Source organism: Nonomuraea sp. bgisy101, assembly GCF_057708945.1.
Window position 1 is genome coordinate 392,997 of sequence record NZ_JBYITD010000004.1, and the last position, 25,803, is coordinate 418,799.

General features: G+C 70.7%; 26 protein-coding genes and 1 pseudogene. 14 read left to right on the forward strand and 13 right to left on the reverse strand.

Features of this window, described 5'->3' with window-relative positions:
- Positions 1-105: 105 nt before the first annotated feature.
- Entirely contained in the window at positions 106-1,317 is a 1,212-nt protein-coding gene (locus AC3EO4_RS10280) for an acyl-CoA dehydrogenase family protein (protein WP_379582259.1), read from the reverse strand.
- Positions 1,318-1,822: 505 nt separating this feature from the next.
- Positions 1,823-2,761, reverse strand: a complete 939-nt coding sequence (locus AC3EO4_RS10285) for a GlxA family transcriptional regulator (protein ID WP_379582257.1) — start codon at positions 2,759-2,761, stop codon at positions 1,823-1,825.
- A gap of 176 nt (positions 2,762-2,937) precedes the next feature.
- On the opposite strand from AC3EO4_RS10285, the gene AC3EO4_RS10290 reads away from it, so the two are divergent.
- The 3 genes from AC3EO4_RS10290 to AC3EO4_RS10300 are packed head-to-tail and all read left to right on the forward strand — an operon-like array spanning position 2,938 to position 4,348.
- A complete protein-coding gene (locus tag AC3EO4_RS10290; RefSeq protein ID WP_431895035.1) occupies positions 2,938-3,609 on the forward strand; it encodes a DJ-1/PfpI family protein in 672 nt (223 codons plus the stop codon).
- A complete protein-coding gene (locus AC3EO4_RS10295) occupies positions 3,606-4,082 on the forward strand; it encodes a hypothetical protein (protein ID WP_431895037.1) in 477 nt (158 codons plus the stop codon). The genes AC3EO4_RS10290 and AC3EO4_RS10295 overlap by 4 nt, the downstream gene beginning before the upstream one ends.
- Before the next feature lie 2 nt (positions 4,083-4,084).
- A complete protein-coding gene (locus AC3EO4_RS10300; RefSeq protein ID WP_379582251.1) occupies positions 4,085-4,348 on the forward strand; it encodes a hypothetical protein in 264 nt (87 codons plus the stop codon).
- 79 nt (positions 4,349-4,427) lie between these two features.
- On the opposite strand, the gene AC3EO4_RS10305 is transcribed toward AC3EO4_RS10300, so the two are convergent.
- Positions 4,428-5,603: an MFS transporter gene (locus tag AC3EO4_RS10305; protein ID WP_431895038.1), complete on the reverse strand. Its 1,176-nt coding sequence runs from the start codon at positions 5,601-5,603 to the stop codon at positions 4,428-4,430.
- Positions 5,604-5,672: 69 nt separating this feature from the next.
- On the opposite strand from AC3EO4_RS10305, the gene AC3EO4_RS10310 reads away from it, so the two are divergent.
- Complete coding sequence (locus AC3EO4_RS10310) at positions 5,673-6,248, forward strand: TetR/AcrR family transcriptional regulator (protein ID WP_379582247.1); 576 nt, start codon at positions 5,673-5,675, stop codon at positions 6,246-6,248.
- 160 nt (positions 6,249-6,408) lie between these two features.
- On the opposite strand, the gene AC3EO4_RS10315 is transcribed toward AC3EO4_RS10310, so the two are convergent.
- Both AC3EO4_RS10315 and AC3EO4_RS10320 read right to left on the reverse strand, forming a co-directional pair.
- On the reverse strand, positions 6,409-6,999 hold the full coding sequence (locus tag AC3EO4_RS10315) for a class I SAM-dependent methyltransferase (protein ID WP_431895040.1): 591 nt from the start codon (positions 6,997-6,999) through the stop codon (positions 6,409-6,411).
- 595 nt (positions 7,000-7,594) lie between these two features.
- Positions 7,595-8,521: a glucosyl-3-phosphoglycerate synthase gene (locus AC3EO4_RS10320; protein WP_431895042.1), complete on the reverse strand. Its 927-nt coding sequence runs from the start codon at positions 8,519-8,521 to the stop codon at positions 7,595-7,597.
- A gap of 809 nt (positions 8,522-9,330) precedes the next feature.
- Here AC3EO4_RS10320 and AC3EO4_RS10325 point away from each other — a divergent pair.
- The 3 genes from AC3EO4_RS10325 (at position 9,331) to AC3EO4_RS10335 (ending at position 10,929) form a co-directional block, all read left to right on the forward strand.
- Positions 9,331-9,831, forward strand: a complete 501-nt coding sequence (locus AC3EO4_RS10325; RefSeq protein WP_431895044.1) for a methylated-DNA--[protein]-cysteine S-methyltransferase — start codon at positions 9,331-9,333, stop codon at positions 9,829-9,831.
- 142 nt (positions 9,832-9,973) lie between these two features.
- Positions 9,974-10,684, forward strand: coding sequence for a 2OG-Fe(II) oxygenase (locus AC3EO4_RS10330; RefSeq protein ID WP_431895046.1), 711 nt, complete (start codon positions 9,974-9,976; stop codon positions 10,682-10,684).
- Complete coding sequence (locus tag AC3EO4_RS10335) at positions 10,684-10,929, forward strand: Ada metal-binding domain-containing protein (RefSeq protein ID WP_379582237.1); 246 nt, start codon at positions 10,684-10,686, stop codon at positions 10,927-10,929. Before AC3EO4_RS10330 ends, AC3EO4_RS10335 begins: the two co-directional genes overlap by 1 nt.
- Here AC3EO4_RS10335 and AC3EO4_RS10340 read toward each other — a convergent pair.
- Entirely contained in the window at positions 10,926-12,398 is a 1,473-nt protein-coding gene (locus AC3EO4_RS10340; protein WP_379574552.1) for a helix-turn-helix domain-containing protein, read from the reverse strand. The two genes, AC3EO4_RS10335 and AC3EO4_RS10340, sit on opposite strands and share 4 nt — an antisense overlap.
- Before the next feature lie 302 nt (positions 12,399-12,700).
- On the opposite strand from AC3EO4_RS10340, the gene aceA reads away from it, so the two are divergent.
- Complete coding sequence (gene aceA / locus AC3EO4_RS10345; RefSeq protein WP_431895049.1) at positions 12,701-13,984, forward strand: isocitrate lyase; 1,284 nt, start codon at positions 12,701-12,703, stop codon at positions 13,982-13,984.
- Between the two features lie 139 nt (positions 13,985-14,123).
- On the opposite strand, the gene AC3EO4_RS10350 is transcribed toward aceA, so the two are convergent.
- The 3 genes from AC3EO4_RS10350 to AC3EO4_RS10360 form a co-directional block, all read right to left on the reverse strand.
- Positions 14,124-15,635 carry a serine/threonine-protein kinase gene (locus tag AC3EO4_RS10350; protein WP_431895051.1) on the reverse strand — a complete coding sequence of 504 codons (1,512 nt, stop codon included), beginning with the start codon at positions 15,633-15,635 and terminating at the stop codon, positions 14,124-14,126.
- 207 nt (positions 15,636-15,842) lie between these two features.
- Complete coding sequence (locus tag AC3EO4_RS10355; protein ID WP_431895053.1) at positions 15,843-16,652, reverse strand: siderophore-interacting protein; 810 nt, start codon at positions 16,650-16,652, stop codon at positions 15,843-15,845.
- A gap of 46 nt (positions 16,653-16,698) precedes the next feature.
- Positions 16,699-17,664, reverse strand: coding sequence for an alpha/beta hydrolase (locus tag AC3EO4_RS10360; RefSeq protein ID WP_379574546.1), 966 nt, complete (start codon positions 17,662-17,664; stop codon positions 16,699-16,701).
- A gap of 96 nt (positions 17,665-17,760) precedes the next feature.
- Between AC3EO4_RS10360 and AC3EO4_RS10365 the strand changes: the two genes are divergently transcribed.
- From AC3EO4_RS10365 to AC3EO4_RS10380, 4 genes and pseudogenes are all read left to right on the forward strand, one after another.
- On the forward strand, positions 17,761-18,144 hold the full coding sequence (locus AC3EO4_RS10365) for a hypothetical protein (protein ID WP_431895055.1): 384 nt from the start codon (positions 17,761-17,763) through the stop codon (positions 18,142-18,144).
- Between the two features lie 211 nt (positions 18,145-18,355).
- On the forward strand, positions 18,356-19,021 hold the full coding sequence (locus AC3EO4_RS10370; protein ID WP_431895118.1) for an ABC transporter permease: 666 nt from the start codon (positions 18,356-18,358) through the stop codon (positions 19,019-19,021).
- The gene (locus AC3EO4_RS10375) at positions 19,014-19,802 is read left to right on the forward strand and encodes an ABC transporter permease (RefSeq protein ID WP_379574543.1); all 789 of its coding nucleotides are present in this window, start codon (positions 19,014-19,016) and stop codon (positions 19,800-19,802) included. Before AC3EO4_RS10370 ends, AC3EO4_RS10375 begins: the two co-directional genes overlap by 8 nt.
- A 2-nt stretch (positions 19,803-19,804) precedes the next feature.
- Positions 19,805-20,494 (forward strand): annotated as a pseudogene (locus tag AC3EO4_RS10380) (ABC transporter ATP-binding protein); the annotation flags it as partial.
- Positions 20,495-20,541: 47 nt separating this feature from the next.
- Here AC3EO4_RS10380 and AC3EO4_RS10385 read toward each other — a convergent pair.
- Complete coding sequence (locus AC3EO4_RS10385; RefSeq protein WP_379574540.1) at positions 20,542-20,991, reverse strand: hypothetical protein; 450 nt, start codon at positions 20,989-20,991, stop codon at positions 20,542-20,544.
- Positions 20,992-21,105: 114 nt separating this feature from the next.
- A complete protein-coding gene (locus tag AC3EO4_RS10390) occupies positions 21,106-22,239 on the reverse strand; it encodes a hypothetical protein (protein WP_431895058.1) in 1,134 nt (377 codons plus the stop codon).
- A 166-nt stretch (positions 22,240-22,405) separates the two neighbouring features.
- Between AC3EO4_RS10390 and AC3EO4_RS10395 the strand changes: the two genes are divergently transcribed.
- Both AC3EO4_RS10395 and AC3EO4_RS10400 read left to right on the forward strand, forming a co-directional pair.
- Positions 22,406-22,969, forward strand: coding sequence for an MFS transporter (locus tag AC3EO4_RS10395; protein WP_379574537.1), 564 nt, complete (start codon positions 22,406-22,408; stop codon positions 22,967-22,969).
- A gap of 45 nt (positions 22,970-23,014) precedes the next feature.
- On the forward strand, positions 23,015-23,752 hold the full coding sequence (locus AC3EO4_RS10400) for a YcnI family copper-binding membrane protein (protein ID WP_431895060.1): 738 nt from the start codon (positions 23,015-23,017) through the stop codon (positions 23,750-23,752).
- Between the two features lie 111 nt (positions 23,753-23,863).
- Here the strand turns inward: AC3EO4_RS10400 and AC3EO4_RS10405 are convergent, their stop codons facing one another.
- A complete protein-coding gene (locus tag AC3EO4_RS10405) occupies positions 23,864-24,868 on the reverse strand; it encodes an ABC transporter permease (protein ID WP_431895062.1) in 1,005 nt (334 codons plus the stop codon).
- On the reverse strand, positions 24,855-25,802 hold the full coding sequence (locus AC3EO4_RS10410) for an ABC transporter ATP-binding protein (protein WP_431895120.1): 948 nt from the start codon (positions 25,800-25,802) through the stop codon (positions 24,855-24,857). The genes AC3EO4_RS10405 and AC3EO4_RS10410 overlap by 14 nt, the downstream gene beginning before the upstream one ends.
- Position 25,803: the final 1 nt, after the last annotated feature.

Here is a 25,803-nt window from a genome sequence, read left to right on the forward strand (position 1 = left end):
AACTGAGACAGAACTGAGGTCTGACGCCTGATGATCCGTCGGCGAGAGGAGGCGTGGCGCGACACCTTTCCGACGGCCACGCTCTCCCTCTGACCTGCGAAGTTCTCACCGCACGGGCAGGCCGGTGACGGCGCGGCCGATGATCAGACGCTGGATCTCCGACGTGCCCTCGAAGATGGTGTAGATCTTGGCGTCGCGGTGGAAACGCTCCACCGGGTGCTCGCGTGTGTATCCCGCACCACCGAGGACCTGGATCGCCTGTTCGGTCACCCACACCGCCGTCTCGCCCGCCACCAGTTTGCACATCGAGCCCTCGGCGCGTTCGAACTGCCGGCCGTTCCTGGCCATCCACGCCGCGCGCCACGTCAGCAGCCGGGCGATGTCCACCCTGGTCGCCATGTCCGCGAGCAGGAAAGCGATCGCCTGGTTCTCGCCGATCTTGCGGCCGAACTGCTCGCGCTCTCGGGCGTAGTCGCGGGCGTACTCGTAGCCGGCGCGGGCGATCCCGACGGCCATGGCGGCGACGGACGGGCGGGTCGTCTCGAAGGTGCGCATGGCCGCCTGTTCCCCGGCTCGCTCGCCGCTGCGGACGCGTGCCAGGCGGGCGTCGAGCTTGTCCTGGCCGCCGAGCAGGCACGAGGCGGGCAGACGGACGTTGTCGAGGACGACCTCGGCGGTGTGCGAGGCGCGAATGCCGTGCTTGCGGAACTTCTGCCCCATCGACAGGCCGGGCGTGCCCGGCGGGACGACGAACGACGCCTGGCCGCGGGTGCCGAGCGCCGGGTCGATGGAGGCGACGACCACGTGCACGTCGGCGATGCCGCCGTTGGTGGCCCAGGTCTTGACGCCGTTCAGGATCCAGTCTCCGGAAGGGTCCTGTACGGCACGCGTGCGGATGGCGCCGACGTCGGATCCGGCGTCGGGCTCGGAGGCGCAGTAGGCACCGAGCTTGACGTCGTTCTCCGTACCGAACATCTGGGGCAGCCACTCCCCCACCTGCTCCTGGGTACCGCCGGAGGAGACGGCGGCGGCGGCCAGTCCGGTGCCGACGATGGACAGTCCGATGCCCGCGTCGCCCCAGAAGATCTCCTCGAACGCCACGGGCAGGGCCAGGCCGCTCTGCTCGAACCATTGGGTGGCGAAGAAGTCGAGGGAGTACAGGCCGATCTTGGCGGCTTCCTGGATGACGGGCCAGGGGGTCTCTTCGCGTTCGTCCCATTCGGCGCCGGCGGGACGGATGACGTCGCGGGCGAATGCGTGGACCCAGTTGCGCACGTCGAGGACCTCGGTGCTGGGTTCTGGACAGAAGCCGCTCATACCGCTACTCCCGCTCACATGATGATATTTCCGGCCTGCGCCCCAGCGGACGTTACCGGTGGTAACAGCTGCCGACACTACTCCTCTGTACGGCGAAGCCGCCACACTCCGGCGGGGTGGCGGCGAGCAGCCAAGCCGAGGACGAGCAGAGCGAACCAAGCGGGTCAGGCGAGAATGCGGCCACGTGGGCATGCGAGCAAGCGGGCATGCGGCCAAACGAGCAAGCAGGCAAGCGGGCATGCGGGCAGATGGGCGCGCGGGCCGGCGGGTAGACGAACAGACAGACCGCCGAACACACAGACGGGCCGGCGAACGAGCAGGCGGGCGCAGATACACGGTCGCGGCGTCCCTGGCCGTCGCGGGCAGGCGTGAAGGCGGCTGGTCGAGGATCCACGAGAAACGCGCACGACGGCCAAGGCGGGAGTGGTCGAACCGTCCGTCACGAGGTGAGCGTGGATACGGGGGCGAAGGCGGGGCGTGGGTTCAGGTCACGGACGCGCGCAGGTCACTGGAAGGTGCGGCGGTAGGCCTGGGGGCTGACTCCGGTCACCTTCTTGAACCGTTCGCGGAAGGCCGTCGCCGAGCCGAATCCCACCCGGAAGGCGATCCGCTCCACCGAGTGTCCCGTCGTCTCCAGCAGATGCTGGGCCTGCCGTACCCGGACCCTGTGCAGCCATTGCAGCGGGCTCGTCCCGGTCTGCTCGCGGAAGCGCCGCATCACCGTGCGGGTGCTCGTCCCCGCCTGTTCCGCGATCGCGTGGAGGGTCAGCTCACGGCCCGCGTTCTCCTCCATCCACCGCATCACGGGCTCCAGAGCCGAGCCCTTGGGCGCGGGCGGCTGCTCGTGGACGATGAACTGCGCCTGCCCGCCTTCACGTTCGAGCGGCATGACCGACAGCCTGGCCGCATCGGCCGCCACGGCCGAGCCGTAGTCGCGGCGGATCAGGTGGAGGCACAGGTCCAGCCCCGCCGCCGCGCCTGCCGAGGTGAGGATCTGCCCGTTGTCGACGTAGAGGACGTCGGGGTCGACCGCGATGTCGGGGTAGGTCGCGGCGAGCTGGGGCGCGGCCAGCCAGTGGGTGGTCGCGCGCAGGCCGCTGAGGAGTCCGGCGGCCGCGAGTGTGAACGTGCCGATGCAGATGGAGGCGATCCGCGTGCCGGCCTCGGCCGCCGACCTGAGCGCGTCGAGCACCTCGGGCGGCGGCCTGCGGGACACGTCGGCGACGCCGGGCACGATGATCGTGTCCGCGTCGGCGAGCGCGTCCAGCCCCCACCGCGCCTGGATGGTGAACAACCCCGCGTCGACCGAGGGGGAGCCTGCGCAGACGCGGACCCTGTACCCGGACCGCCCGTCGGGCAGCCTGGTGCGGCCGAACACCTCGACAGGCGTGGACAGGTCGAAGGGAATCACCTGGTCCAGCGCGAGAATCGCCACCGTGTGCATGGCCATAACGTAGGCCGAGCGCCACTTCTCGCCAACTTCGCGTCGCCGACCGGCATGGACTGGCTGTGCCGCTGGCGATATCCCGTTGAAAGGTGGCGATTCAGCCACTGGGCCGGCTCGAGAACGCCGCGTAGCGTCGGTGACCCTTCGCACGAAACATGAAATGGAATGCCGTCATGCATGCCCAGATAGTTCTCTTCGACGGTTTCGATCCGCTGGATGCCGTCGCGCCGTACGAGGTCCTGCAGGCCGGCGGCGTGGCCTCGGGCGGCGCAGTGACCGTCGAGCTCGCCACCGCCGAGGGACCGCGCGAGGTGCCCAGCGGGGTCGAGGGCCTCGCGCTCAGAGCGACGGCCGTGCTCGATCCGGACAGAGCCGACCTTGTCGTGGTTCCGGGGGCAGCGGGCGATCTGACCGACTCCGACAGCGAGCAGAGTGTCCTGGTACGGCTCGGCAGTACCCTCCACACGGGCCTTCCCGCCCTGCTCAAGGCCGTCATGGACCGGCCAGGGCGCACCGTCGCCACCGTCTGCGGCGGTTCCCTCCTGCTGGCGATGGCGGGGCTGATCGAGGGCCGCCGGGCCACCACCCACCATCTCGGCATGGAGGCCCTGGACGCGACGGGCGCGATCGCGGTCAGGGCACGGGTCGTCGACGACGGCGACCTCGTGACGGGCGCGGGCGTCACCTCGGGCCTGGATCTCGGGCTCTACCTGCTCGAACGCGAGCTCGGCCCGCGGATCGCGCACGCCGTCGAGGAGTTGTTCGCCCATGAGCGGCGGGGAGTTGTCTGGCGCGAGGAAGGGCATGTGCCGGTGGGGCTCGAGGTCACGGGCGGGCGCGCGTGACCAAGCTCCTCCTCTCACTTCACGTCGTGGCGGCGGTCGTCGCCGTCGGACCTGTCGCGGTGGCGGCGAGCATGTTTCCCAGGATCCTGCGTCGGGCCCACGCCATCTCGGACGAGTCGGCCACCACCCTGCGCGTCCTCCACCGGATCTGCCGGGTCTACGCGGGCGTGGGCATGGCGGTGCCGGTGTTCGGGTTCGCCACGGCCAGCAGCATGGGCGTGCTCGGCGACGCGTGGCTGATCGTGTCGATCGTGCTGACGGCGGTCGCCGCCGCCGTCCTCATCCTGATGGTCCTGCCGGGACAGCGAGCCGCCCTCGATCTCATCCAGGTGGCCTCGCCTGGCGAGACAGGCGCGGTCGACGGGATCCCGCCAGGTGCCGGGCTGGCCATGTCGGCCGGCGTCTTCAACCTTCTGTGGGTCACGGTCACCATCCTGATGATCGTCAGGCCGGGTTCGAGCACGGGAGCATGAGCATGACCTACGTTCGCGCGGCCGCGTACACGGAAGTGATCAGCCTGGTCCTCATGCTGGCCAACCTCGCCACCGCCCACATCCGGGAGATCTCCTCCCTGCTCGGCCCTCTTCACGGCTGCGCCTACCTCGTCGTCGTCATCGGCGTCCTCCGACTGCCCTCCGCCGGTCGAAGGGCCAGGCTGCTGGCCTTCCTGCCGGGCATCGGCGGTTGGCTCTCCATCAGAAGCATGGAGACGGCCGCCCGGGGAGGCGCCGCCGAATAGCGTCCCCGCACGCGGAGCCGCCCAGGACCCCGTCGAACCCGACGAGGCGGTGGTCGGCTCCGGCCGACCGACCTCGTGCTCAGCGGCGGCGTGATGTCACGGCCCGGGAGGCCAGTACGGCGAGCGCCCCGATGACCATCGCGCCCGCCAGGCCGTACATCAGCAGGTCGAAGCCGGGGAACGCGGCGGCGGCCAGCGGGCCGAGGCTGCTGCCGACGGCCAGGAAGAAGGAGAAGAGCGCCAGTGCGGTGCCGCGCGAACCTTCGGCGAGCATGGCGATGGACTCGTTCAGCGCGGGCAGGCCCGCCGTGATCGCCGCGACGTAGAGGGCGAGCAGGACGGCCAGGCCGACCGCGCCGGGGACGGTCACGCCGATGGCCGCGAGCACAACGGCGGCCAGCCCCAGGAAGACGACCGCACGAACGGGCGCGCTCAGGCGGGCGAGCCAGGGCGTGAGCAGCGGGACCAGCAGGATCGAGGGGAGACCGCCGGCGCGCAGGCCGAGCATCTCGGTGGACGAGGTGACGATGCCCGAGAGCTGCAGCCCCGTGTAGACGGCGACGAAGCCGCCGAGCAGGACGAGGACGGCCACGTAGCGCAGCGCCAAAGCGGGCTTCACCAGCAGTGACGGCACTGCCCGGTAGACCGACAGGAATGAGGCGGTCCGCTCGCGCCGCACGTCAGGGACCATGACGGCGCGCAGCGCGAACGCCGCTCCGACGAAGCCCGCCGCCGAGAGGACGAACAGGCCCCGCCAGCCGAGCACGTCGACCGTGAGCTGGCCGACGACCTGCAGCAGTACGGCGGAGGCGAGGAAGGCGCCGGTGATCGCGCTGATCGCCACCACCCGGCGGCGGGGCTCGACGCTCTCGCTCAGGTAGGCCATGCCCGCCGGCGGGAAGGTCGCGACGGCGACGCCCTGGACGAGGCGCAGGGCGATGGCGACGGCGGGGTTCGGGCTGACGGCCACCAGCGCGGTCGCGACTGCGGCGACGGGCATGCCGATCAGCAGGAGCCGCCGCCTGCCGTACTGATCGGAAAGCGGACCGAACAGCAGGAAGCCCAGGCCGTAGCCGATGGCGAAGGCGGTGACCAGCCACGTCAGCGCGCCCTGATCGGAATGCCAACCGAGCGCCATGTCATGCAGGAGCGGGATCACCACGTACAGCTGGCCGCTGACGAGCAGGGCGGTCAGCACGAAAACCGTCAGGGTGGGAGCAAAGGCGGCAGGACGATTCAACGTCAAGGTGCTCATGTGGTCGGACCGTAGCCAACCAACTAGTTGGATGTCAACCAACTAGTTGGTGGCTGTAAGATGCGAGATATGGCAACGAAGGACTCGACCGCCGCCACCCGCGCCGCGCTGCTGAAGGCCGCGCGGGAGGAGTTCGCCGCGTACGGCCTGGCCGGGGCACGCGTCGACCGCATCGCCGAACGGGCGGGCGTCAACAAGGAGCGCATCTACGGCCACTTCGGGACGAAGACAGATCTCTTCGACGCCGTGGTCGGCGACGCGCTCAACGACCTCACCGAGCGGATCTCGTTGCCGAGCGACCCTGTCGAGTACGTGGCCAAGTTGACCGACTACTACCGGGAGCACCCTGACCTGGTACGGCTGCTGATGTGGGAGGCGCTGAACTTCCGCGGCCCCGAACTGCCGGGCTTCGAGACACGGGTGGCGCGCTGCGGCCGCAAGACCTCATCGCTGGCCGAGGGGCTGGGCAGGGAGGCCTCGCCCGAGGTGGCGCGGCTGCTGTTCACGCTGACCGGACTGGCCCTGTGGCCGTCGATGATGACACAGCTCGGACGCATCATCCTGGGCGACGACGCGGACGACGCGGAGGCAGGACGCGACCAGATCGCCGCCTTCGTCGCCGCCGCCCTCAAAGGCGGCGCCTGAACCCAGCACGTGACCTGAGCCCAGCACGTGGCCTGACCCAAGCGCGGCGTGATCCGAGCTGCGGCGGCTGACCCGAGCCGGGCACCTGCCCCGAGGGCGGTGCCACGACCGAAGGGACGCCTGACCTGGGGCGACTGACCAGAGGGGTGCGATTGACCGGTCAGCGGCGGTGGACGCTGACGGCGTAACCCCCGTTCCGGTACGGCTCGCCGTCCCAGGTGGCGAAGCGCTCGTCCAGCCGCAGGCCCACCGCCGCGCACCAGGCGTCGTAGTCGTCGAGCGTGAAGGTCGGTCGCACCGGCAGATGTCCGGCGTCGAGCCCGAAACCGGCCACCAGGACGCCTGCCGGTGTGAGCGCGTTCGCGAGGTTCCGGATGGTCTGCGGCTCGGTGCCTTCGGCGAGCAGCGGGATCACGTTGCCTGCCGCGACGACGAGGTCGAAGGAGCCTGCGAGGTCGAGGTCGGCGAGGTCGCCCTCGATCCAGGTCAGGCCGGGGGCGCGCTGTTCGGCGACGGCGAGCATCGAGGCGTCCAGGTCGACGCCCACCACGTCGTAGCCCTGCTCGGCCAGCCAGATCGCCACCCTGCCGGTGCCGCACCCCGCGTCGAGGACCCGCGATCCCGGCGGGACGAGGGCGGCGCAGAAACGAGCCTCACCATGGACGTCGGTACCGCCGGCGGCCAGCGCGGCGAACCGGCTGTCGTAGGTCTCGCCCAGGGTTCCGCCGGTCAGCTCGTTCCATCTGCTCATGCGCCCATTCTGTACGGCTCGCCCGCATGCCCGGCACCTCGGCCCCATCCGCGCCATCCGCGTCATCCACGCCGCCCGCGCTTGGCCCCCCTGGGCGGCGCGACCGGTAGACGCGGACCCGAGGACGCGACCACCGGACACGACCCTCGGACGCCACCCCCAGACGCCACCCCCAGACGCCACCCCCAGACGCGACCCTCGGACGCCACCCCCAGACTCGGCCCGCGAACGCGGACCCCCGGACACGACCCTCGGACGCCACCCCAGACGCGACCCTCGGACGCCACTCGCGCACGATCCGCGGGGGCGCTGGTGGACCAGTGATGGTTCGGTTGGAAGCGGCTCATGAGCGTGAGACCGGGCGGGGTGTAACGGAGCGGCGGGCGTGGCCAGGTGTGGTGCGCGCCGCGTCTTGGACGGCTCGCCGGCGGTGTCCGGGAGCGATGCGCGCGAGACGCGCTCGAACAAGTCGCCAGCGATCCCCGGGGCGGTGCGGGCCGCCCTTCGGTGAGTGCACAGCGGTGGAAAGGGCACCGAGCGTGCGGGCCCGGCGGTCAGTTCAGTGGAAAGGGCACCGAGCATGCGGGCCCGGCGGTCAGTTCATCAGGGTGATCATGGGCGGGCGTTCGGCGATCGAGACGTTTCTCGCCAGCACCTGGTGGCCGGTCTCCGTCCGGTGGAACTGCGCAAGACACGCCGAAGGCTCGTGGAGGGGGATCATCTTGCCCTGCCGTTCCAGGCGGGACCAGGCGGCCAGCATGATCTGCCCTGCCATGGCGCCGAGGGCCTCGGTGGACTGGTGGGAGTGCTCTCGGGAGCCCAGGTCGACCTGGGCCAGCGCGTCGAGGCCCGCCATGGAGTGCAGGTCGAGGAGCAGGCCGAGTTCGACCCCGTAGCCGGTGAGGAAGGGGACGCGTTCGAGCGCGGAGCGGCGTCCCGCGTACTCCCCCGCCAGCGGCTGGACGAAGCCCGCAAGTTCGGGCCAGTGCAGGTTGATGAGAGGGCGGGCCACCAGTTCTGTCACTCTTCCGCCGCCGGTGGGGGCGTCCAGCAGGGGGCGGTCGTAGCTGCCCTTGACGTAGGCCACGGACGGATCGGACAGCAGCGGGCCGAGTAGTCCTGTCACCATGGAGGCTCGGAAGTCGCGCAGGTCGGCGTCGATGAAGGTCAGCAGCTCGCCTGAGGTCACCGCCAGCGACTTCCACAGCGCCTCGCCCTTGCCGTCGAGGGGTTTGAGGTCGGGGAGGATCTCGTCCTGGGCGTGGACGGCCGCGCCCGCTCGTCCCGCCACGGCCGCGGTGTCGTCGGTCGAGCGGGAGTCGATGACGACCACCTCGTCGACCAGGGCGTGCAGCTCGTGCCTGATCACGCTCACGATCTCGCCCACGGTCTCACGTTCGTCGCGCGCGGGCAGGACGACGCTGATCGTGGTGGCGCCCTTCCGTTCGAGCAGCGCGTCGAGGGGCCAGTCGGCGACCGAGGACGTACGGCTCCGCAGCCACGCCTCTACCTCAGGCAGCACAGACCCCTCCCCCGTCATTGTCACCGGTCATCAGCTTAGAGTCCCGGGCCGGGGTGACCGGACGACGGGTGCGCCATGCCCGGAGGGCGTCCCCGGCGACGGGTCCGGGACAGGCCCTGCGCCGAGTCTCGGACGCCGGTCCTACGCCGGGCCCAAGGGGGTCCGGCGGGTCCGGGGCCGGTCCTACACCGGGTCCAGGCGGCGGCCCTCTGGTGGGTCCGAAGGCAGGTCCGTAGGCGTCCCCCGCGAGGGGTCCGGGGGCCGGTCCTGCGGCAGGTCCGTGCCCGGTAGAGGTCCCGAGGGCAAATCCCCGGGCGTATCCGGCGGGGGTCCGGGGCCGCCCTGCGGCAGGTCCGAGGGCGTGCCCGGCAGAGGCTCCGAGGGCAGATCCTTGGGCGTATCCGGCGAGGGGTCCGGCGGCGCGTTCGATGGCGACTCCGGACGTGCCCCGCGGAGGGTCCGAGGGCGTGCCCAGGGCCAGTCCAGGGCCGGTCCGGGGACGGGTCCGGCCGGCAGTCCGGGGACGGGTCCGGCGGCTAGTCCGGGGGGCCGGTCCAGCGGCGTGCCCGGCGGAGGGTCCGTGAGCGTGTCCAGGGGCGGTCCAGGCCAGGGGGCGGCCCGGTGGCGGGTCCGGGGGAAGGGGCCCGGTGGCGGGTCCGTGGCAGGCTGGGGGGACCTTCATGAGGCGGGTTCCCTGGTCGTGCGCGGCCGGTGCGGGAGTCGCGCAGCACGACGTCCGAAAACCGCTGAACCGTTCGGTGCCTTCCGGTGTTCTACACAACGAAGACACCACGAAGGAGGTGCGGACCATGAGCATCTACACCACGTTCGACAGCCCCGCCGGCGAGTTGCTGCTGGTCGGGGAGAGGTCGGAGGCGGCGAGAGGCGGGCTCGCCCTGGTGTCCGTGTCGTTCACCGACATGGGAGCCGTCAGGGAGGGCGAGCCGGACCCGGAGGCGTTCGCCGAGGTGGAGCGTCAGCTCGGCGAGTACTTCGCAGGCGAGCGCACCGGGTTCGAGCTGGACTTGGTCCGGCGCGGCACCGCGTTCCAGGAACGCGTGTGGGCGGCGCTGGACGGCCTGCCGTACGGCGTGACGACCACATACGGCAGGCTCGCTGAGCAGCTCGAAGTCCCGCGCGACCGGATCCGCGCGGTGGGAGGGGCGATCGGCGCCAACCCGCTGCTGATTGTCAGGCCGTGTCACCGGGTGATCGGCGCGAGCGGGTCGCTGACCGGCTACGCGGGCGGCGTGGAGCGCAAGCGGTTCCTGCTGACTCACGAGGGCGCGCTGCAGCCGCTGTTCGTCTGAACCGGCACAGAGCACAGAGCCGGACAGAGCACCGAGCCGGACAGAGCACCGAGAACGGGGCACCGAGCCGGCACAGGGCACTGAGCCGGCACAGGGCACTGAGCCGGCACGCCGGATATGCCCGAGATGAAGGAGAAGCATCATGTCCAAGCCATCCGAGCGGGTGGAGAAGGCCGACTGGGCCGGCCTGGCCGAGGAGATGGACGCCCATGGTTGCGCGCTGACCGGGCCGATCCTCACCGCCGCCGAGTGCCGCGAGATCGCCGGCCTGTACGACGAGGTGGCGCGCTTCCGGTCGACGATCGACATGGAGCGCTACCGGTTCGGCAGGGGCCAGTACCGCTACTTCGACCGGCCGTTCCCCGACCTGGTGCAGGAGTTGCGGCAGGCGTTCTACCCCAGGCTGCTGCCGATCGCCAGGGACTGGGCGGCCAGGCTCGGCCGCCCGGCGCCGTGGCCTGACACGCTGGCCGAGTGGCTGGAGATGTGTCACAGGGCGGGGCAGCGGAAGTCCACCCCGATCCTGCTGCGCTACAGGGACGGCGACTGGAACGCGCTGCACCGCGACCTGTACGGGGATCTGGTGTTCCCCCTGCAGGTCGTGGTCGGCTTGAACGAGCCGGGCGCGGACTACGACGGCGGGGAGTTCCTGCTGGTCGAGCAGCGGCCGAGGGCGCAGTCGCGGGGCACGGTGACGTTGCTGCCGCAGGGGCACGGGCTGATCTTCACGACCAGGGACCGGCCGGTGCGTTCCTCGCGCGGCTGGTCGGCCTCACCGGTCAGGCACGGTGTCAGCACGGTGAGGCGTGGCCTGCGGCACACGCTCGGTCTGGTCTTCCACGACGCGGCCTGATGTTCACGCTGACCGGCGGGGACGGCAGGCCGTACCGGAGCGAGACTCCCGGCGCGCTGGGCGGGCACCGCGGCGGCCGCCTGTACGGGCGCCTGGACTGCCCTTCGGCGCTGCGGGCGATCGCCAGGGGCGGCTACGTGCGGCACCGGGTGTTCTTCGCCGATGAGGCCACGGCCGTCGCGGCGGGATACCGCCCGTGCTCGATCTGCCTTCCCGCGCGGTATCTGGCCTGGAGGGCGCGCTAGGCCTGAGTGGCGTGCCGTTCGAGGAAGGTGTAGACGTCGGCCTCGTCCACGCCGGGGAACGAGCCGGGCGGCAGCGCGGCCAGCACGTGGGAGTTGGCACGCGCCGAGGGCCAGGCGTAGCCCTCCCAGCGCTGGGCCAGCTCGGTGGGAGGGCGGCGGCAGCAGTCGCCGGTCGGGCAGTTCGAGCGGGTCCTGTTGGTCGTCTCGCGCCCGCGGAACCACCGCGACTCCCTGTACGGCACGCCCAGGGTGATCGCGAAGTCCCGTTCGCGGGAGGGGTCGACGTGGGCGACGCAGAAGTAGGTGCCGGTCGGCGAGTCGGAGTACTGGTAGAAGACCGAGAACCTGTCGGGTGACTGGAAGACCTGGCGGCCCGACCACTGCAGGCACATGCGCTGGCCCTCGATGGCGCCCTGCTCGTCGGCGGGGAAGACGATGCCGTCGTTCTCGTACGCCTTGTAGATCGTGCCGCCCGCGTCGTTGCGGACGAAGTGGCAGACCAGGTCGAGGTGGTGGGTGGCCAGGTTCGTGAAGCGGTGGGCGGCCATCTCGTAGGAGACGGCGAAGACGTCGCGCAGGTCCTCCACCGACAGGGCGCGGTCCTGCTTGGCCTCCTGCAGAAACTGGGTGGCCGAGCGCTCGGGCACGAGGACGGCGGCGGCGAAGTAGTTGGCCTCGGTGCGCTGCAGCAGGAAGTCGGCGAAGTCGCGTGGCTTGCCGTGGCCGAGCGCGAGGTGTCCGAGGGTCTGCAGCAGGATCGTGCGCGGGGTGTGCATGCCGAGCTGCTCGTGCTTGACGTAGATGCGACGGTTGCGCAGGTCGGTGATGGAGCGGACGGAGCGCGGCAGGTCCTGCGCGGTGTGGACGGTGTACCCGAAATGGGTGACGAGCGCCTGGATCGTGCTCTGGGACAGCGCGCCCGTGCGGTAGCCGACGGCGGCGAGGGCGGCGGCGGCCGCCTTCTCGATGTCGGGGAAGTAGTTGCCCTGCTCGCGCTGTCTGCGGCGCAGCTCGGCGTTGGCGGCTCTGGCCTCCTCGGGGGTGGCGGTGCCGCGGGCCTGCCTGGCGCGCAGCTCGCCGTACAGGCCGAGGATGTGTTCGAGGACGTCGTTGGGCACGCGGGCGGAGACCTTCAGCCGCGGCAGGCCGAGCCCCGCGTAGAGCGGGTCGCGCTGGGCCTCCTCTAGCGCGATCTCCAGCTGGGCGCGGCGGTTGGGCGGCTGGCGGCGCAGCAGCTCCTCGACCGGCACGTTGAGCGCGGTGGCCAGCGACTTGAGCAGCGACAGCTTGGGCTCGCGCTTGCCGTTCTCCAGCAGGGAGAGCTGGCTGGGCGCTCTGCTGACACGCCCGCCCAGGTCGGACAGGGTCAGTCCGCGTTGTTTGCGCAGGTGACGCAGCCTTTGGCCGAAGGCGATGAGATCGAGCTCCTGCGTCAAAGAAAGCGGTTCTTCGCCGAGCAAGGGGGCCATGTGCGCATCATAGGCGGAAGAATCACCCTTTTTCTATAGCCAGCTGCGCCGTGCGCCTCAGATCGGCCCGAAGCCGGCAGTCACTCGCGAATCGACCGCGCCCTGCGGCAGACGAGCCGGGCACGGACCCACATTGGTCTAGTCCATAGAGAAAAGTCGCGATTTCTTCTCTATCGAATACTCGCCAGTATGCTCCTAGTCGGAAATTTCATCGTTCTTCTCCTATGCGAACCCTACTGGAAGGGCTGCACCGGGGCAGACACTCGGTGCAAGCACCCCAGGGGACGACAAAGGAGTGAAAAATGAACGATCGCCTCAAGGGAGCGGCTGAGCAGCTGCGGCACGACTGGAAGAACGACCCCCGATGGAAGGGCACCGAGCGCACCTACACCGCCGAGGACGTCATCAGGCTCCGCGGCAGCGTGCAGGAGGAGCACACGCTGGCCAGACTCGGCGCCGAACGGCTGTGGGACCTGCTGCACACCGAGGACTACGTGCACGCGCTCGGCGCGCTGACCGGAAACCAGGCCGTGCAGCAGGTGAAGGCGGGATTGAAGGCGATCTACCTGTCCGGCTGGCAGGTGGCGGCGGATGCGAACCTCGGCGGGCAGACCTACCCCGACCAGTCGCTGTACCCGGCCAACTCGGTCCCCGCAGTCGTGCGCCGCATCAACAACGCGCTGCTGCGCGCCGACCAGATCACCTGGTCGGAGGGGTCGGACGAGACCCACTGGCTCGCTCCGATCGTGGCCGACGCCGAGGCGGGCTTCGGCGGCGTGCTGAACGCCTTCGAGCTGATGAAGGGCATGATCGCGGCGGGTGCCGCGGGCGTGCACTGGGAGGACCAGCTCGCCTCGGAGAAGAAGTGCGGCCACCTCGGCGGCAAGGTGCTGATCCCGACCGGCCAGCACATCAAGACCCTCAACGCCGCCCGCCTGGCGGCAGACGTGGCGGGCGTCCCCTCACTGATCATCGCGCGGACCGACGCACAGGCCGCGACGCTTCTGACCAGCGACGTGGACCCACGCGACCAGCGCTTCACCACCGGTGACCGTACCGCCGAGGGCTTCTACCGGGTCCGCAACGGCGTCGAGGCCTGCATCGACCGCGGCCTGTCCTACGCCCCCTACTCCGACCTGCTGTGGATGGAGACCTCCACGCCCGACCTCGACGTGGCCCGCGAGTTCGCCGAGGCGATCAAGGCGAAGTACCCCGACCAGATGCTCGCCTACAACTGCTCGCCCTCGTTCAACTGGAAGCAGCACCTGGACGACTCCACGATCGCCAAGTTCCAGCGCGAGCTCGGGCACATGGGGTACAAGTTCCAGTTCATCACGCTGGCCGGTTTCCACTCGCTCAACTACTCCATGTTCAACCTGGCGCACGGCTACGCGGCCGACGGCATGACCGCCTACGTCGAACTGCAGGAGGCCGAGTTCGCGGCCGAGGAGCGCGGCTACACCGCCACCAGGCACCAGCGCGAGGTCGGCACCGGCTACTTCGACCTGGTCAGCACGGCGATCGCGCCCGACTCCTCGACGACCGCGCTCAAGGGCTCCACCGAGGAGGAGCAGTTCGCCCACTGAGCCGCCCGAGACTCGCCGATTCCTCCTAGGGCATGGGAGGGTTCCCCGGCGACCGCCCCGGCCCCGCGCGCCCGCGGGGCCGGGGCATCCGGCTGTCCGGCCCCGCCCTGAACCGCGAAACCCCGCACCCGCCTCCGCGTCAGCCCGACGACGACCCGGTGGGCGTCTGCGACACCTGATCGGTCGGGGTGACGGACACCGACGCCGTGGGATCGGGCGTCTCCCCCGGCCCCTCCTGCGGGATCGTCGTGATGCTGGAGGACGGCTGCGGGCAGTCCCTCGCCCGCTTCCTGCCCGCGGGGTTGACGCAGTCGCCCGGGTCGCCGTTGCCCGGCGGATCCGGCGACCTGCCGCGGTGCTCGGACCACGTCCGCTCCTCCGACTCCGAGCGCGTCGGCCGCAGCTTCGATGGCTCCACCGTCCTGGTGTGGGTGATGACGACGGTCGGGGTGATCGACGGCCCGGCCGGGAACGGCCCCGCCGGGCGCCTGGACGGCGTGATCGGATTGATCGTGGACCCCGCGGTGCCGTTCGGCACGACGACGGGAACGGTCTCCGGCAGCCCGGTGCCGTCCAGCCGTACCCCTCCTCCCCCGCTGGCCGCGGCCACCGTCAGCGCCGCGATCGAGACGGTGGCCAGCGCCGCGAAGCTGGCGTGCGACAGCTGCGCCCCCGCCCTTGCCCGCCGCCGGCGTGCCGATGGACCCGGCGTCTCCGTCTCGGCCCCTTCCCGGGGCACGTCCGCGAGGCGCACCCTGCCGCCGCCCGGCGGGTACGGCACCGGCGTCCAGATCTCCGCCAGCACCCTGGCGACCGCCTCGCGCAGGTCCCATGGGTCGCCCACGCCGCCCGCGGCCAGTAAGGCCCGCAGCAGTTCGACCGAGGTGGGCCGCTCGGCTGGATCCTTGGCCAGCGACGCCTCCACCGCGGGCCGCAGCAGCGCGGGCACACCTTCGACGCGCGCGGGCTCAAGCATGATGCGCCTGGTCAGCACGTCGGCCTCACCGGTGCCGAACGGGTGGTAGCCGGTGGCGGCGAAGGCGATCAGGCATCCCCAGGCGAACACGTCGGAGGCAGGCAGCGCGGCCCCGCCGGTCAGCCGCTCGGGCGCCACCCAGCCGGGACTGCCCATCACCTGACCCGCCTGCGTGTGGGCCGCCGCGGTGTCGACGTCGCGGGCGATGCCGAAGTCGATGACGCGCGGCCCGTCCGGCGACAGCAACACGTTGCCCGGTTTGAGGTCACGATGAACCAGCCCCGCGTCGTGCACGGCGACCAGTCCGGCAGCCACGCCGAGCGCCACCCCGTAGGCGAGGTCTGGGGTCAGCGGGCCGCGCGCGACCACGACCTGCGACAGCGCGGGCCCCGGGATGTACTCGCAGACGAGGTAGGGGCGGTCGCGGTCGGTGCCGTCCTCGATCACGGCCGCCGTGCAGAACGGGACCACCCTGCGCGAGAACGTCACCTCTTCGGCGAACCTGGCGCGAAGAGTGGCGTCCTTGAGATGGACGGCGTGCGGGGTCTTCAGCGCCACGAACCCGCCACGGGGGTGCTCGGCCAGGTAGACCACGCCCATCCCGCCGGTTCCCAGGCGCCCGAGCAGCAGGTATCTGCCGATGATCACGGGGTCGCCCACCGTCAGCGGTCGCACGCCTGGTGGCATGCCGCTCGAACCACGTGCCATCCGGGGGTCGCCTCTCCTGCGCTGGGACACGGCCACAGCACACTGTGACCGGATCGGGCGAGGCATTTCCCCAGGACTGTCACAAGGGGTATCGAAGGTAAGGCGAATCTTCCCCGGCAGTGAGAAAGAAGTGAGGTACCTGGGCTTTCAGGTAAGACGAGAGGGCGGTGAGGCTCACGCGCCGAGGGCGGCGCTCTCCTCGGTCTCGACCTGACGGTTCCAGTCCTTCTTGACCGCGCGCCAGCCCTCGTCGTCGACGCCGAGCCGCCAGTAGCCGGAGATCGACAGCTGGTCGAGCGGGATCTTCCTGTCCACGCGCAGGAGCCTGCGCAGTTCCTTGACGAAGGCGGCCTCTCCGTGGACGAAGGCGTGCACCCTGCCCTCGGGGAAGTCGAGGGTGCGAACCACCTCCACGAGCCTGCTGCCGTACGGCGCGCCCGCACGGTGCAGGTAGGTCACGGGAACGTCGAGCTTCTGCTCGTCCTCAGGGCCTTCGACCTCGATGAACACGTACGCCTTCGCGCCCGGGGCGAGCGCCTCGAGCGAGGCGGCGATCGCCGGAAGCGCGCTCTCGTCGCCGGCCAGCAGATGCCAGTCCGCCTCGGGGCTCGGCGCGTAGCCTCCACCTGGGCCGATCATGTGGATCACGTCGCCGGGGCGCGCGGCCACGGCCCACGGGCCCGCCAGACCCTCGTCGCCGTGCACCACGAAGTCGAGCGTCAACTCCTTGGCAGCCGCGTCCCATGCGCGCACGGTGTAGGTGCGCAGTCTCGGCCAGTGCTCGCGCGGCACGCTCTCCCGGCAGTTCGCCACGGTGAACGGCGTCGGGTACTCCACCCCCTCGTAGGGGAAGACCAGCTTCACGTAGTGGTCGGTCAACCCTTCGGTGGCGAAGCCGCGCATTCCCTCCCCGCCGACCACCACCCGCACCATGTGCGGGGTGAGCCGCTCGGTCCTGAGCACGACGCCCCTGTGTTCCGTCATGAACCCTCCAGCTGTAGTTAGGCACACCTAACCTACAGCTGGAACGTCATGCCGCGAGAGAAGATTCCTCGCCCGAGCCGCGCACGGCGGACAGGAAGCGGGCCATGTGCCGGTAGACCAGGCGCGCTTCGGGCAGCACGTCGGCCAGGATCGCGAAGACGTGCGGCATCCGCGGCCACTCCTCGTAGGTCACCGGCACGCCCGCCTCGCGGGCGCGCAGCGCCACTCGGCGGCCCTCGTCCCGCAGCACCTCGGTCGAGCCTGTGACGATCATCAACGGCGGCAGCCCGGTGTAGTCGCCGAAGACGGGTGAGACGAGCGGGTCGCGCGGATCGAGGCCCGACGTCCACCGTCTGGCCAGCCACTCGACCCGGCCGGCCGGCAGCATCGGGTCCTCCCAGCGGTTGGCCCTGCGCGGGGTGTCACTCAGATCAGTCCACGGTGACAGGCAGATGGCCGCGGCCGGCAGCGGCAGCCCGCGGTCGCGCAGCGCGAGCAGGGTGGCCAGCGTGAGGTGACCGCCCGCCGAGTCGCCCGCGAACAGGATGTCGGCGGGATCGTGGCCGCGTTCGAGCAGCTCGCCGTAGGCGTCGAGCGCGTCCTGCAGCGACTCGGCCAGCGAGTGGACGGGGCCCTGCCGGTAGTCGAGGGCGAACACGGGCCGGCGCGCCACGACCGACAGCCGCCAGGTGATCGGCCGGTGCGTGGCGGGCGAGCAGCTGAAGTAGCCGCCGCCGTGGAAGTAGAGGAGCACCTTGCGCTCGTCGAGCCCCTGCCCCGCGCGCACCCACTCGCCCGAACGGTGCGGGACGATGCCGACGTGGCTCGGCGGTCGCACCGGGACCAGCCTGACCAGCTCACCGAGCCTGGAGCAGGCGGTGATGGCCAGGGAGTGACGCAGGAGCAGGCTGGAGGCCGGCTTCAGGGTGCCGCGCATCAGGCCGTTGAGCGCTCGGGACTGCCAGCTGAACGGATAGTCGGGGATGACGTCCAGGTCGATCTCGTGCCGCACACCTAAACAATTCCCTCTAGAGGATCGTTCTATCGACAAGGACGTCACTCTTCTGTTTCCGGTGAATCACGGATGACCGTATGAGACCCTTCACGCATGGCCGGATACTCCGGAACGCCCCTGCCGCGGAAGCCGGGGATCAAACCGGGCCATCGCGTGCTCGCCGTCGGCGCGCCCGCCGACTTCGACGTGCCCGCCTACCACCGGCGTCCTGGGCGAGAGCCGTACGACGTGGTCCTGCTCTTCTGCCTCGACGCGGCCACCCTCCACCAGCGGTTCGGCAAGGCGGCGGCACGGCTGGTCAGGAACGGCGGCCTGTGGGTGTGCCGGCCCAAACGGGCGAGCGGCGTGCCGACCGACCTGAGTGACGACCACGTCAGGCAGTACGGCCTAGCACAGGGTCTCGTCGACAACAAGGTCGCGGCCATCGACAGCACCTGGTCGGGTCTGCGCTTCGTCTATCGGCTTGCCGACCGCTGATCTCTGAGCGGATAATTACCGCCCCGAACACCCGTGCCCCCTTCCGGGCACGGGCTGTCGTCATGCCATCACTCTGCGGAGGTGACGCACCATTTCCCTCTATCTCCGGCTCATCCGGCTCGGCTTCCGCAAACACGCCACCTACGTCTGGGCAGCGGCGGCGGGCGCGTTCACCAACAGCGTCTTCGGCGTCCTGCGCGCCTACGTCCTGATCGCGCTCTGGCACGTCAGGCCAGGACTGGCGGGCTACGACGTCACCGACGCCGTCACCTTCTGCTTCGTCACCCAGGCCTTCATCGGCCCGATGCAGCTGTTCGGCGGCGGCCTGACCATCCCCGAACGCATCCGCACCGGCGACATCGCCCTCGACCTCGTCAGGCCCGCCTCCCTGCAGGCCTGGGCCCTGTCGGAGGACCTGGGCAGAGCCGCCTACCTCTTCCTCGTGCGCGGCGTCCCGCCGACGATCGTCGGCGCGCTCGTGTTCGGCATCGTCGTGCCCTCGGACCCGGGGCGGTGGGCCGCCTTCGCCGTCAGCTTCGCCCTCGGCGTGCTGGTCAGCTTCGCCTGGCGCTATCTGGTGGCGCTGTCGGTCTGCTGGCTCGCCGACGACCGCGGCGTGGCCACGGTGTCGCTGGTCCTCACCACGTTCTTCAGCGGCTTGATGCTGCCGCTGACGATCTTCCCAGGACCGCTCGGCGACCTGGCCGCCGCGCTGCCCTGGGCCGCGATGGCGCAGGTGCCCGCCGACGTCTACCTCGGCAAGGCCGGCCTCCTCGACGCCGTGCCCTTCCAGGCCCTCTGGGCGGCCGCACTGCTCGCCCTCGGCGCGGTCGGCACCCATGCGATCAGGCACAAGGTGGTGATCCAGGGTGGTTAGGACCTACGCCATGCTGGTATGGACGTGGACCCGTGCCGCGGCCGCCTACCCCGCCTCCTTCGCGCTCATGGTCGCCTTCGGCTTCCTGATGGCGGCCGTGGACGTCGCGGTGATCCTGGTCGTCTTCGCCAACACCACCGCGCTGGCCGGGTTCACCCGCGACGAGGTCCTCTTCCTGTACGGCGCGGCAGGCACCGCCTTCTCCGTGGTCGACATGTGCGTCGGCAACCTCGACAAGATCAGCCAGCACATCAAGGCCGGCACCCTGGACACGATGCTCGTCAAGCCGGCCTCGGCCTGGGTGCAGGCCGCCGCCGACAGGTTCACCCCTACCAGGATCGGCCGCGTACTGCAGGCCGTCGTGGTCCTGGCCGCGGGGCTGGCCGGGGTCGGCGTGCCGTGGGAGCGCGCGTGGATGATCCCGGTGATGATCGCCACCGCGATGGTCATCTTCGCGTCACTGTGGACGCTGGCGGGCGCCGCGCAGTTCGTGCTCACCGACGCCCCCGAGGTGGTCAACGCCTTCACCTACGGCGGCGGCCAGCTCACCCAGTACCCCTTCAGCGTCTACGGACGCGACCTGGTGGCCGGAGTGACCTACGTGCTGCCGCTCGCCTTCGTCAACTGGCAGCCGGGCCTGTACGTGCTGGGCAGGGACGACCCCTTCGGGACGCCCGGCTTCCTGCGTTTCCTCGGGCCCGTCGCGGCCCTGCTCCTTGCCCTGACGGCCGCCTTCGCCTGGCGCCAGGGCCTTCGCCGCTACCGATCGACGGGGAGTTAGAGATGATCCAACTGGAGGGCGCGGGGCGCTCGTTCAAGGTCAGGCGCACGGTCGTGCACGCCGTCAAGGACCTGTCCTTCAGCGTGGCGCCGGGTGAGTTCGTCGGCTACCTCGGCCCTAACGGCGCGGGCAAGTCGACCACGATCAAGATGCTGTGCGGGATCCTCACCCCCACCTCCGGCAGGGTCCGCGTGGCGGGCCTCGATCCGTCGCGCAGGAGGACCGCGCTGGCCAGGCGGATCGGGGTGGTGTTCGGGCAGCGGACGACGCTGTGGTGGGACCTGCCGTTGAGGGACAGCTTCGAACTGATCCGGCTCCTTTACAAAGTAGATCGCAAGGTGTTCGCCGGGCGGCTCGAGGAGCTGGTGGAGACCCTCGACCTGGCCGGGTTCATGCGCACGCCGGTGCGCCAGCTCAGCCTCGGCCAGCGCATGCGCGGCGACCTGACCGCCGCGCTGCTGCACGCGCCCGACGTGCTGGTGCTCGACGAGCCCACGATCGGACTCGACGTGGTCAGCAAGAACAGCATCCGCGCGTTCCTGCTGAAGGTGAACGCCGAGCGCGGCACCACCGTGCTGCTGACCACACACGACCTCGGCGACATCGAACGCCTGTGCCGCAGGGTGATGCTGATCGACCACGGCAGGCTGGCCTTCGACGGCTCACTCGGCGACCTGATGGCCACCGCGCCGGACGAGACCATCGAGGAGGTCGTGACCAGGCTCTACACGCGCGCGGGTCAGTAGTAGCCGCTCTGCTCGCTCTCGTCGTACTCGTCGTCCATGTCGTCCCGCCGGCCGGCCCAGCGGGACGGCATCAGCACCGGCAGGAACAACGCCACGCCGAGCATGGCGTAGACGCCGGTCGTGAGCAGTGTCCTGCTGCCCGCGCCCGCCTCCAGCACGATCTGGTGCATGGAGGGCTCGTCGGGAACGAACGACAGCGCCCTGTTGACGTCGAGCGCGTAGACGACCGTCCACGCCAGCAGCACCAGCGAGGGCACGAACGTGGCCAGCGGCGACACCCTGCCCGCCACCACCAACCCGACCACCAGGCCGATCACCGCCATGGCGCCGAGCGCGATCCACAGCTTCGGCCCCGCGGCCGGGGCGGCCGTTCCAGGCGCGATCATCAACGCCTGCTGGACTGCCCAGCCTCCTCCGACCAGCAGGGCGCCGGTCACGATCACGCCGAGTAGCAAACCAGCAAAATGCCGCACAAACATCACCTCGGCCCCGACCATAGCGACAAACCAGATATTTGAGCCAGGCATTGGCCGGAGCCGTATGACATCACGTAGCCGCTAGCCGATCCTCTCGAACGGGGTCGGCGCCTGGCCCGTCCAGCGGTAGAGCTGGGCGTGGCTGGTCTGCTTGGTGACCCCGCCCTCCGTGAGGGTCCCCGCCTTGGAGACGTAGAAGCGGCCGTCGCCGAGCGCGGCCAGGCCGTACTGGCCGCCGAACTCCCAGCCGCGGACACCGGAGGCCTCGTGCTGGAGTCCGGCGGGCGCCAGGCTGAGGAGCTTGCCGGTCTCGGGGGTGGGCTGGCCCACGACGGGGCCGGTCCTGGGGGGCCGGCCACCGTCGACGACGAAGAAGGAGTAGTTGGGGAACTGCGGCTTGACGCCCTTGTAGACGGCCATCATCCAGTTGCCGGTGTGGGGGTCGTACTCCAGGTTCTGCACGCCGTAGGTGGTGTTGCCCGTGTAGGCGAAGTACTTGCCGTCGACCTTGCCGGGACCGCTCCTGTGCGGGGCGCTCTCGGTGAGCGGCCGCTCGTACTTCTTCCAGTCCCGCACGTCGTACTGCAGGATGACCTGGTGGTCGTTGTCCTGGCGGCCGACGTTGGAGTAGACGCCGTAGGCGACGGTGAGCCGCTGCCTGCCGTGCCTCCTGCCGAACTCGGGGCCGAACGACACGCCGTCGATGCCGCTGCAGCCGTACCGGTGGTCCGGCGTGTCGGCGACGTTGCCGTCGAAGGTGCCGTCGCCGTTCATGTCCGCGACGTAGTCGTCCACGACCTCCTTCAGGTAGACCGTGCTCACCACGTCGCTGGACTGGGCGTCCATGTCCATCCTGGTGATCCGGTCGACGTCGAAGACGGCGATGTAGAACGACTCCTGCTCCTTGTACTCCAGGGACCCGTACACCCGCCCGTCCTGCTCGTTGAAGTCCAGGTCGCCGAGGTGGCCGGTGAAGCCGGACACCGATCCGACGGGGGTGCCCCGCAGGTCGGTCTTCACCAGGAGGTTGGTGAAGGAGAAGTACATGAATCCCTTCCGCTGGTCGACGGCGATGCCCTGGACGTGGCCCGAGGGCCAGGCCCCGCCGTAGATCTCGGTCGGCATCTCCCGTGGCGCCTTGTCCGGTTCGGCCGCCGCCACGGAGGAGGAGAACATCCCGAGGGTGAAGGTGGCCGCCAAGGTGAGCGTCGCCATTGTGCGCATGTTCCGGTACCCGTCTTCATTAGGGAGCAGACCGAAATAGACGTTAATGGAGTGAGCGGCGATGGTTCCGACAAAGTCATGAACTGAGAGTGAAGGCGGCCCGAAGAAACCCACCGCCCCTCGGCGGCACCGCCGCCGTGAGAACATATGGTCACCCATGCGCGCCAATCTCCCCCTGCGGCTGACGCGGGCGGCGGCCTTCTCCGCCGTCTGCGTGCTGCTGGCCGCCCTCGGCCACAGCGCGGCCGGCGGCACGGGCCCGGCCACCTGGGCGTTCGGCCTGGGCGGTGCCATCGTCATGCTGGTGGCGCTGACCCTGTCGGGCAGGGAGCGCTCGACCTCCACCATCAATGTCACGCTCGTGGCGCTGCAGGCGGGGCTGCACGAGCTGTTCGGCCTCGACGGCACGGGCGCCGTCCTCACTCTGGCCCACGGGCAGGACGGGTCGGGCCACGGCTCGGGGCTCGGTGAGAGCCTGGGCATGCTGCTGGCGCACCTGACGGTGACGCTCATCACCGGCTGGTGGCTGGCCCGCGGCGAGGCCGCGCTCTGGTCGCTGCTGCGCCGTCTCGGGCGCCGCCTGATCAGGCTGCTGCCGCCGCTGCCCTCCATGGCCGCGGTACTGCGGGCGCCGGTGCGCACGGCCGTCCGCGTCGCCTCAGGCGGCGTGCTCCTCCGCCACATCGTCAGCAGGCGCGGTCCTCCACTTCCCGCCCGCTGACGCCCTCTTCCCTTTCCTTCTTTCCCAGTCAAGTGGAGTTTCCGCATGTCCAAGTTCCGCCGTACGGCGGCCGTCCTCGCCGCCGCCACCGCCCTGTCCCTCGGTCTGGCGATCCCCGCCCTCGCCCACGTCACCGTCAACCCCGGCACCGCCGAGCAGGGCGGCTTCACCAAGGTCGCCTTCCGCGTGCCGAACGAGCGGGACGACGCCTCGACCACCAAGATCGAGGTGTCCTTCCCCGTCGACCACCCGCTGGCCTTCGTCTCGGTCAAGCCGGTGCCCGGCTGGGAGGTCAAGGTCACCGAGGGCAAGCTGCCCAAGCCGGTGAAGACCGAGTACGGCGACCTGACCGAGGCGGTCACCAAGGTCGTCTGGTCGGGGGGCGAGATCAAGCCGGGCCAATTCCAGGAGTTCGAGGTGTCGATGGGGCAGCTGCCGACCGACACCGACCGGCTGATGTTCCCCACGACGCAGACCTACTCGGGCGGGGAGGTCGTGAAGTGGGCCGACGAGCCGAAGGCGGACGGCACGGAGGCGGAGCGGCCCGCGCCGACGCTGAAGCTCACGCCCGCCTCGGCCGACGATGACCACCACGGCACGGCGTCGGCCACGCCCTCGGCGCCGCCGGCCGCCTCGCCCGCGGCCCCGTCGGTGGCGCCGATGGCGGCCGGCTCGGGCTCGTCGTCCGATGGGACGGCCCGCCTGCTCGGCGGAGCTGGGCTGATCGTGGGGATCGTCGGCGTGGTGATCGGCTTCCTGGGGCTGCGCCGCCGCAGCGCCTGAGACCTCCGCTGCCAGGGGGCTTCCGGGACGATGACGCCCGGGGTCCCGGCCGGCGGCGACCGCACGGGACGGTGGCGGGGTGGGAGGGTCTCCCGCCCCGGCCGCCGGCCGTCAGGAGGTGATGTCCTTGCTGGTGAAGCGGGCCCAGGCGAACGACCCGAACAGCAGGATGTAGGCGCCGAAGGTCAGCAGCCCCGAGGTGAGGTCGTCGAAGGCGATCGGATCGCGCAGGACCGCGTCGAAGTCGTCCCACCAGTTCGGCAGCAGGTACGGCTGGATGACGTCGAGCTGGGGGATCGCCCGCAGCACCTGCGTGGTGATGACCAGCACGACGGTCGCGGCGATGGCCCCGATCGGGACCTCGGTCAGCGTCGACAGCGCGATCGCGACCGCCGCCAGCGCGGCCATGCCGAGCGTGACGTAGCCGATGACGATCAGCATGCGCAGCAGCGCGTCGCCGAGCGGGATCGCGACGCCCGACAGCAGCGTCACCGGCCCCGCGGGGAACAGCAGCAGGCCGGTGACCAGCGCCGCGAGCGCCACGGCCGCGGCGATGGCCAGGCAGAACAGCACAGCGTTGAGGTACTTGACCGCCAGCAGCCTGGTACGGCCCGCGGGCGCCGCCAGCAGGTAGCGCAGCGTGCCTCCGGCGGCCTCGCCGGCGAGCGCGTCACCCGCCACGACGGAGACGGCGACCGGCATGAGCAGCGGGACGAGCACGCTCAGCGAGATGAACGCCAGGAAGAAGCCGTTGCCCGTGACCTGCTGGATGATGCCGCCCGGCCCGTCGGACATGTCGTCGCCCAGCAGGCGCAGGACCACGCCGATGACGACGGGGACGGCGGTGAGGACGGCGAGCATGGCCACGTTGCGCGGCCTGCGGAAGGTCAGGCCGAGCTCGGAGCCGAGCATCCTGAGGAACGCGCCCGCGGGCCCCGTCGCCGCAGCCGCCCGGTCGTGACGGGCGGGGACGCTCGGCCCGGCTTCAGGCAGGTCGGCGCGCGGGCCGTGCTCGGCGGTGCGCCTCGACTCGCTCACCGGCACGAGCCCCGGCGTCCTCCTGGCGCCGCGTGAGACCGGCGCTTCCTGCGCGACCTCAGGCTCAACCTTCGACATCGAACCCCTCCCCTGTCAGGCCGACGAAGACCTCTTCCAGGCTGGGCCGTACGACCGACAGGCCCCTGACGGCAACGCCGGCCTCGACCAGCGCGGCGTTGAGACGTTCGGGGGCGTGTCCGCCGAGTTCGGCGCTCACCTCCGGCCCTTCGTGGGCGACGGCCGTCAGGCCGAGCCCGCGCAGCACACGTGCGGCATCCGCCCCGTCGGGCGTCTCCACCCGCAGGCGCGGGGCGCGGCCGCCGCTCAGCGACGCGATGGTGCCGTGGGCGACGAGCCTGCCGGTGCGCATGATCGCCGCGTGCGTGCACATCTGCTCGACCTCGGCGAGCAGGTGCGAGGAGACGAACACGGTGGTGCCGTCGGAGGCGATCTCCTTGACCAGCGTGCGGACCTCGCGGGTGCCCTGCGGGTCGAGCCCGTTGGTCGGCTCGTCGAGGATGAGCAGCTCGCGCGGGCCGAGCAGGGCGGCGGCGATGGCCAGGCGCTGACGCATGCCGAGGGAGTAGTTGCGGTAGCGCTTGCCCGCGGCGGCCGACAGTCCCACGCGTTCCAGCGCGGTGGTGACCCTGGTACGGGCCGTGCGGCCCGACGCGGTCGGATCTGCGGCGTCGTAGCGCAGCAGGTTGGCCTCGCCCGACAGGTAGGGGTAGAAGGCCGGACCCTCGACCAGCGCGCCGACCCGCGGTAGCGGGACCACCGTGAAGGTGCCGGAGGTGGGGGCGACCAGGCCGAGCAGCATGCGGATGGTGGTGGTCTTGCCCGACCCGTTGGGGCCGAGGAAGCCGTAGACCGAGCCGCGCGGCACGGTCAGGTCGAGGGCGTCGACCGCGATCTGCCCGCCCTTGAAGCGCTTGGTCAGGCCCTCCGTGACGATCGCGTGGTCGTCGGAGGGCGGGGACGCCCCGAAGGGCGCCCCCGCTTCCAGCGTCATG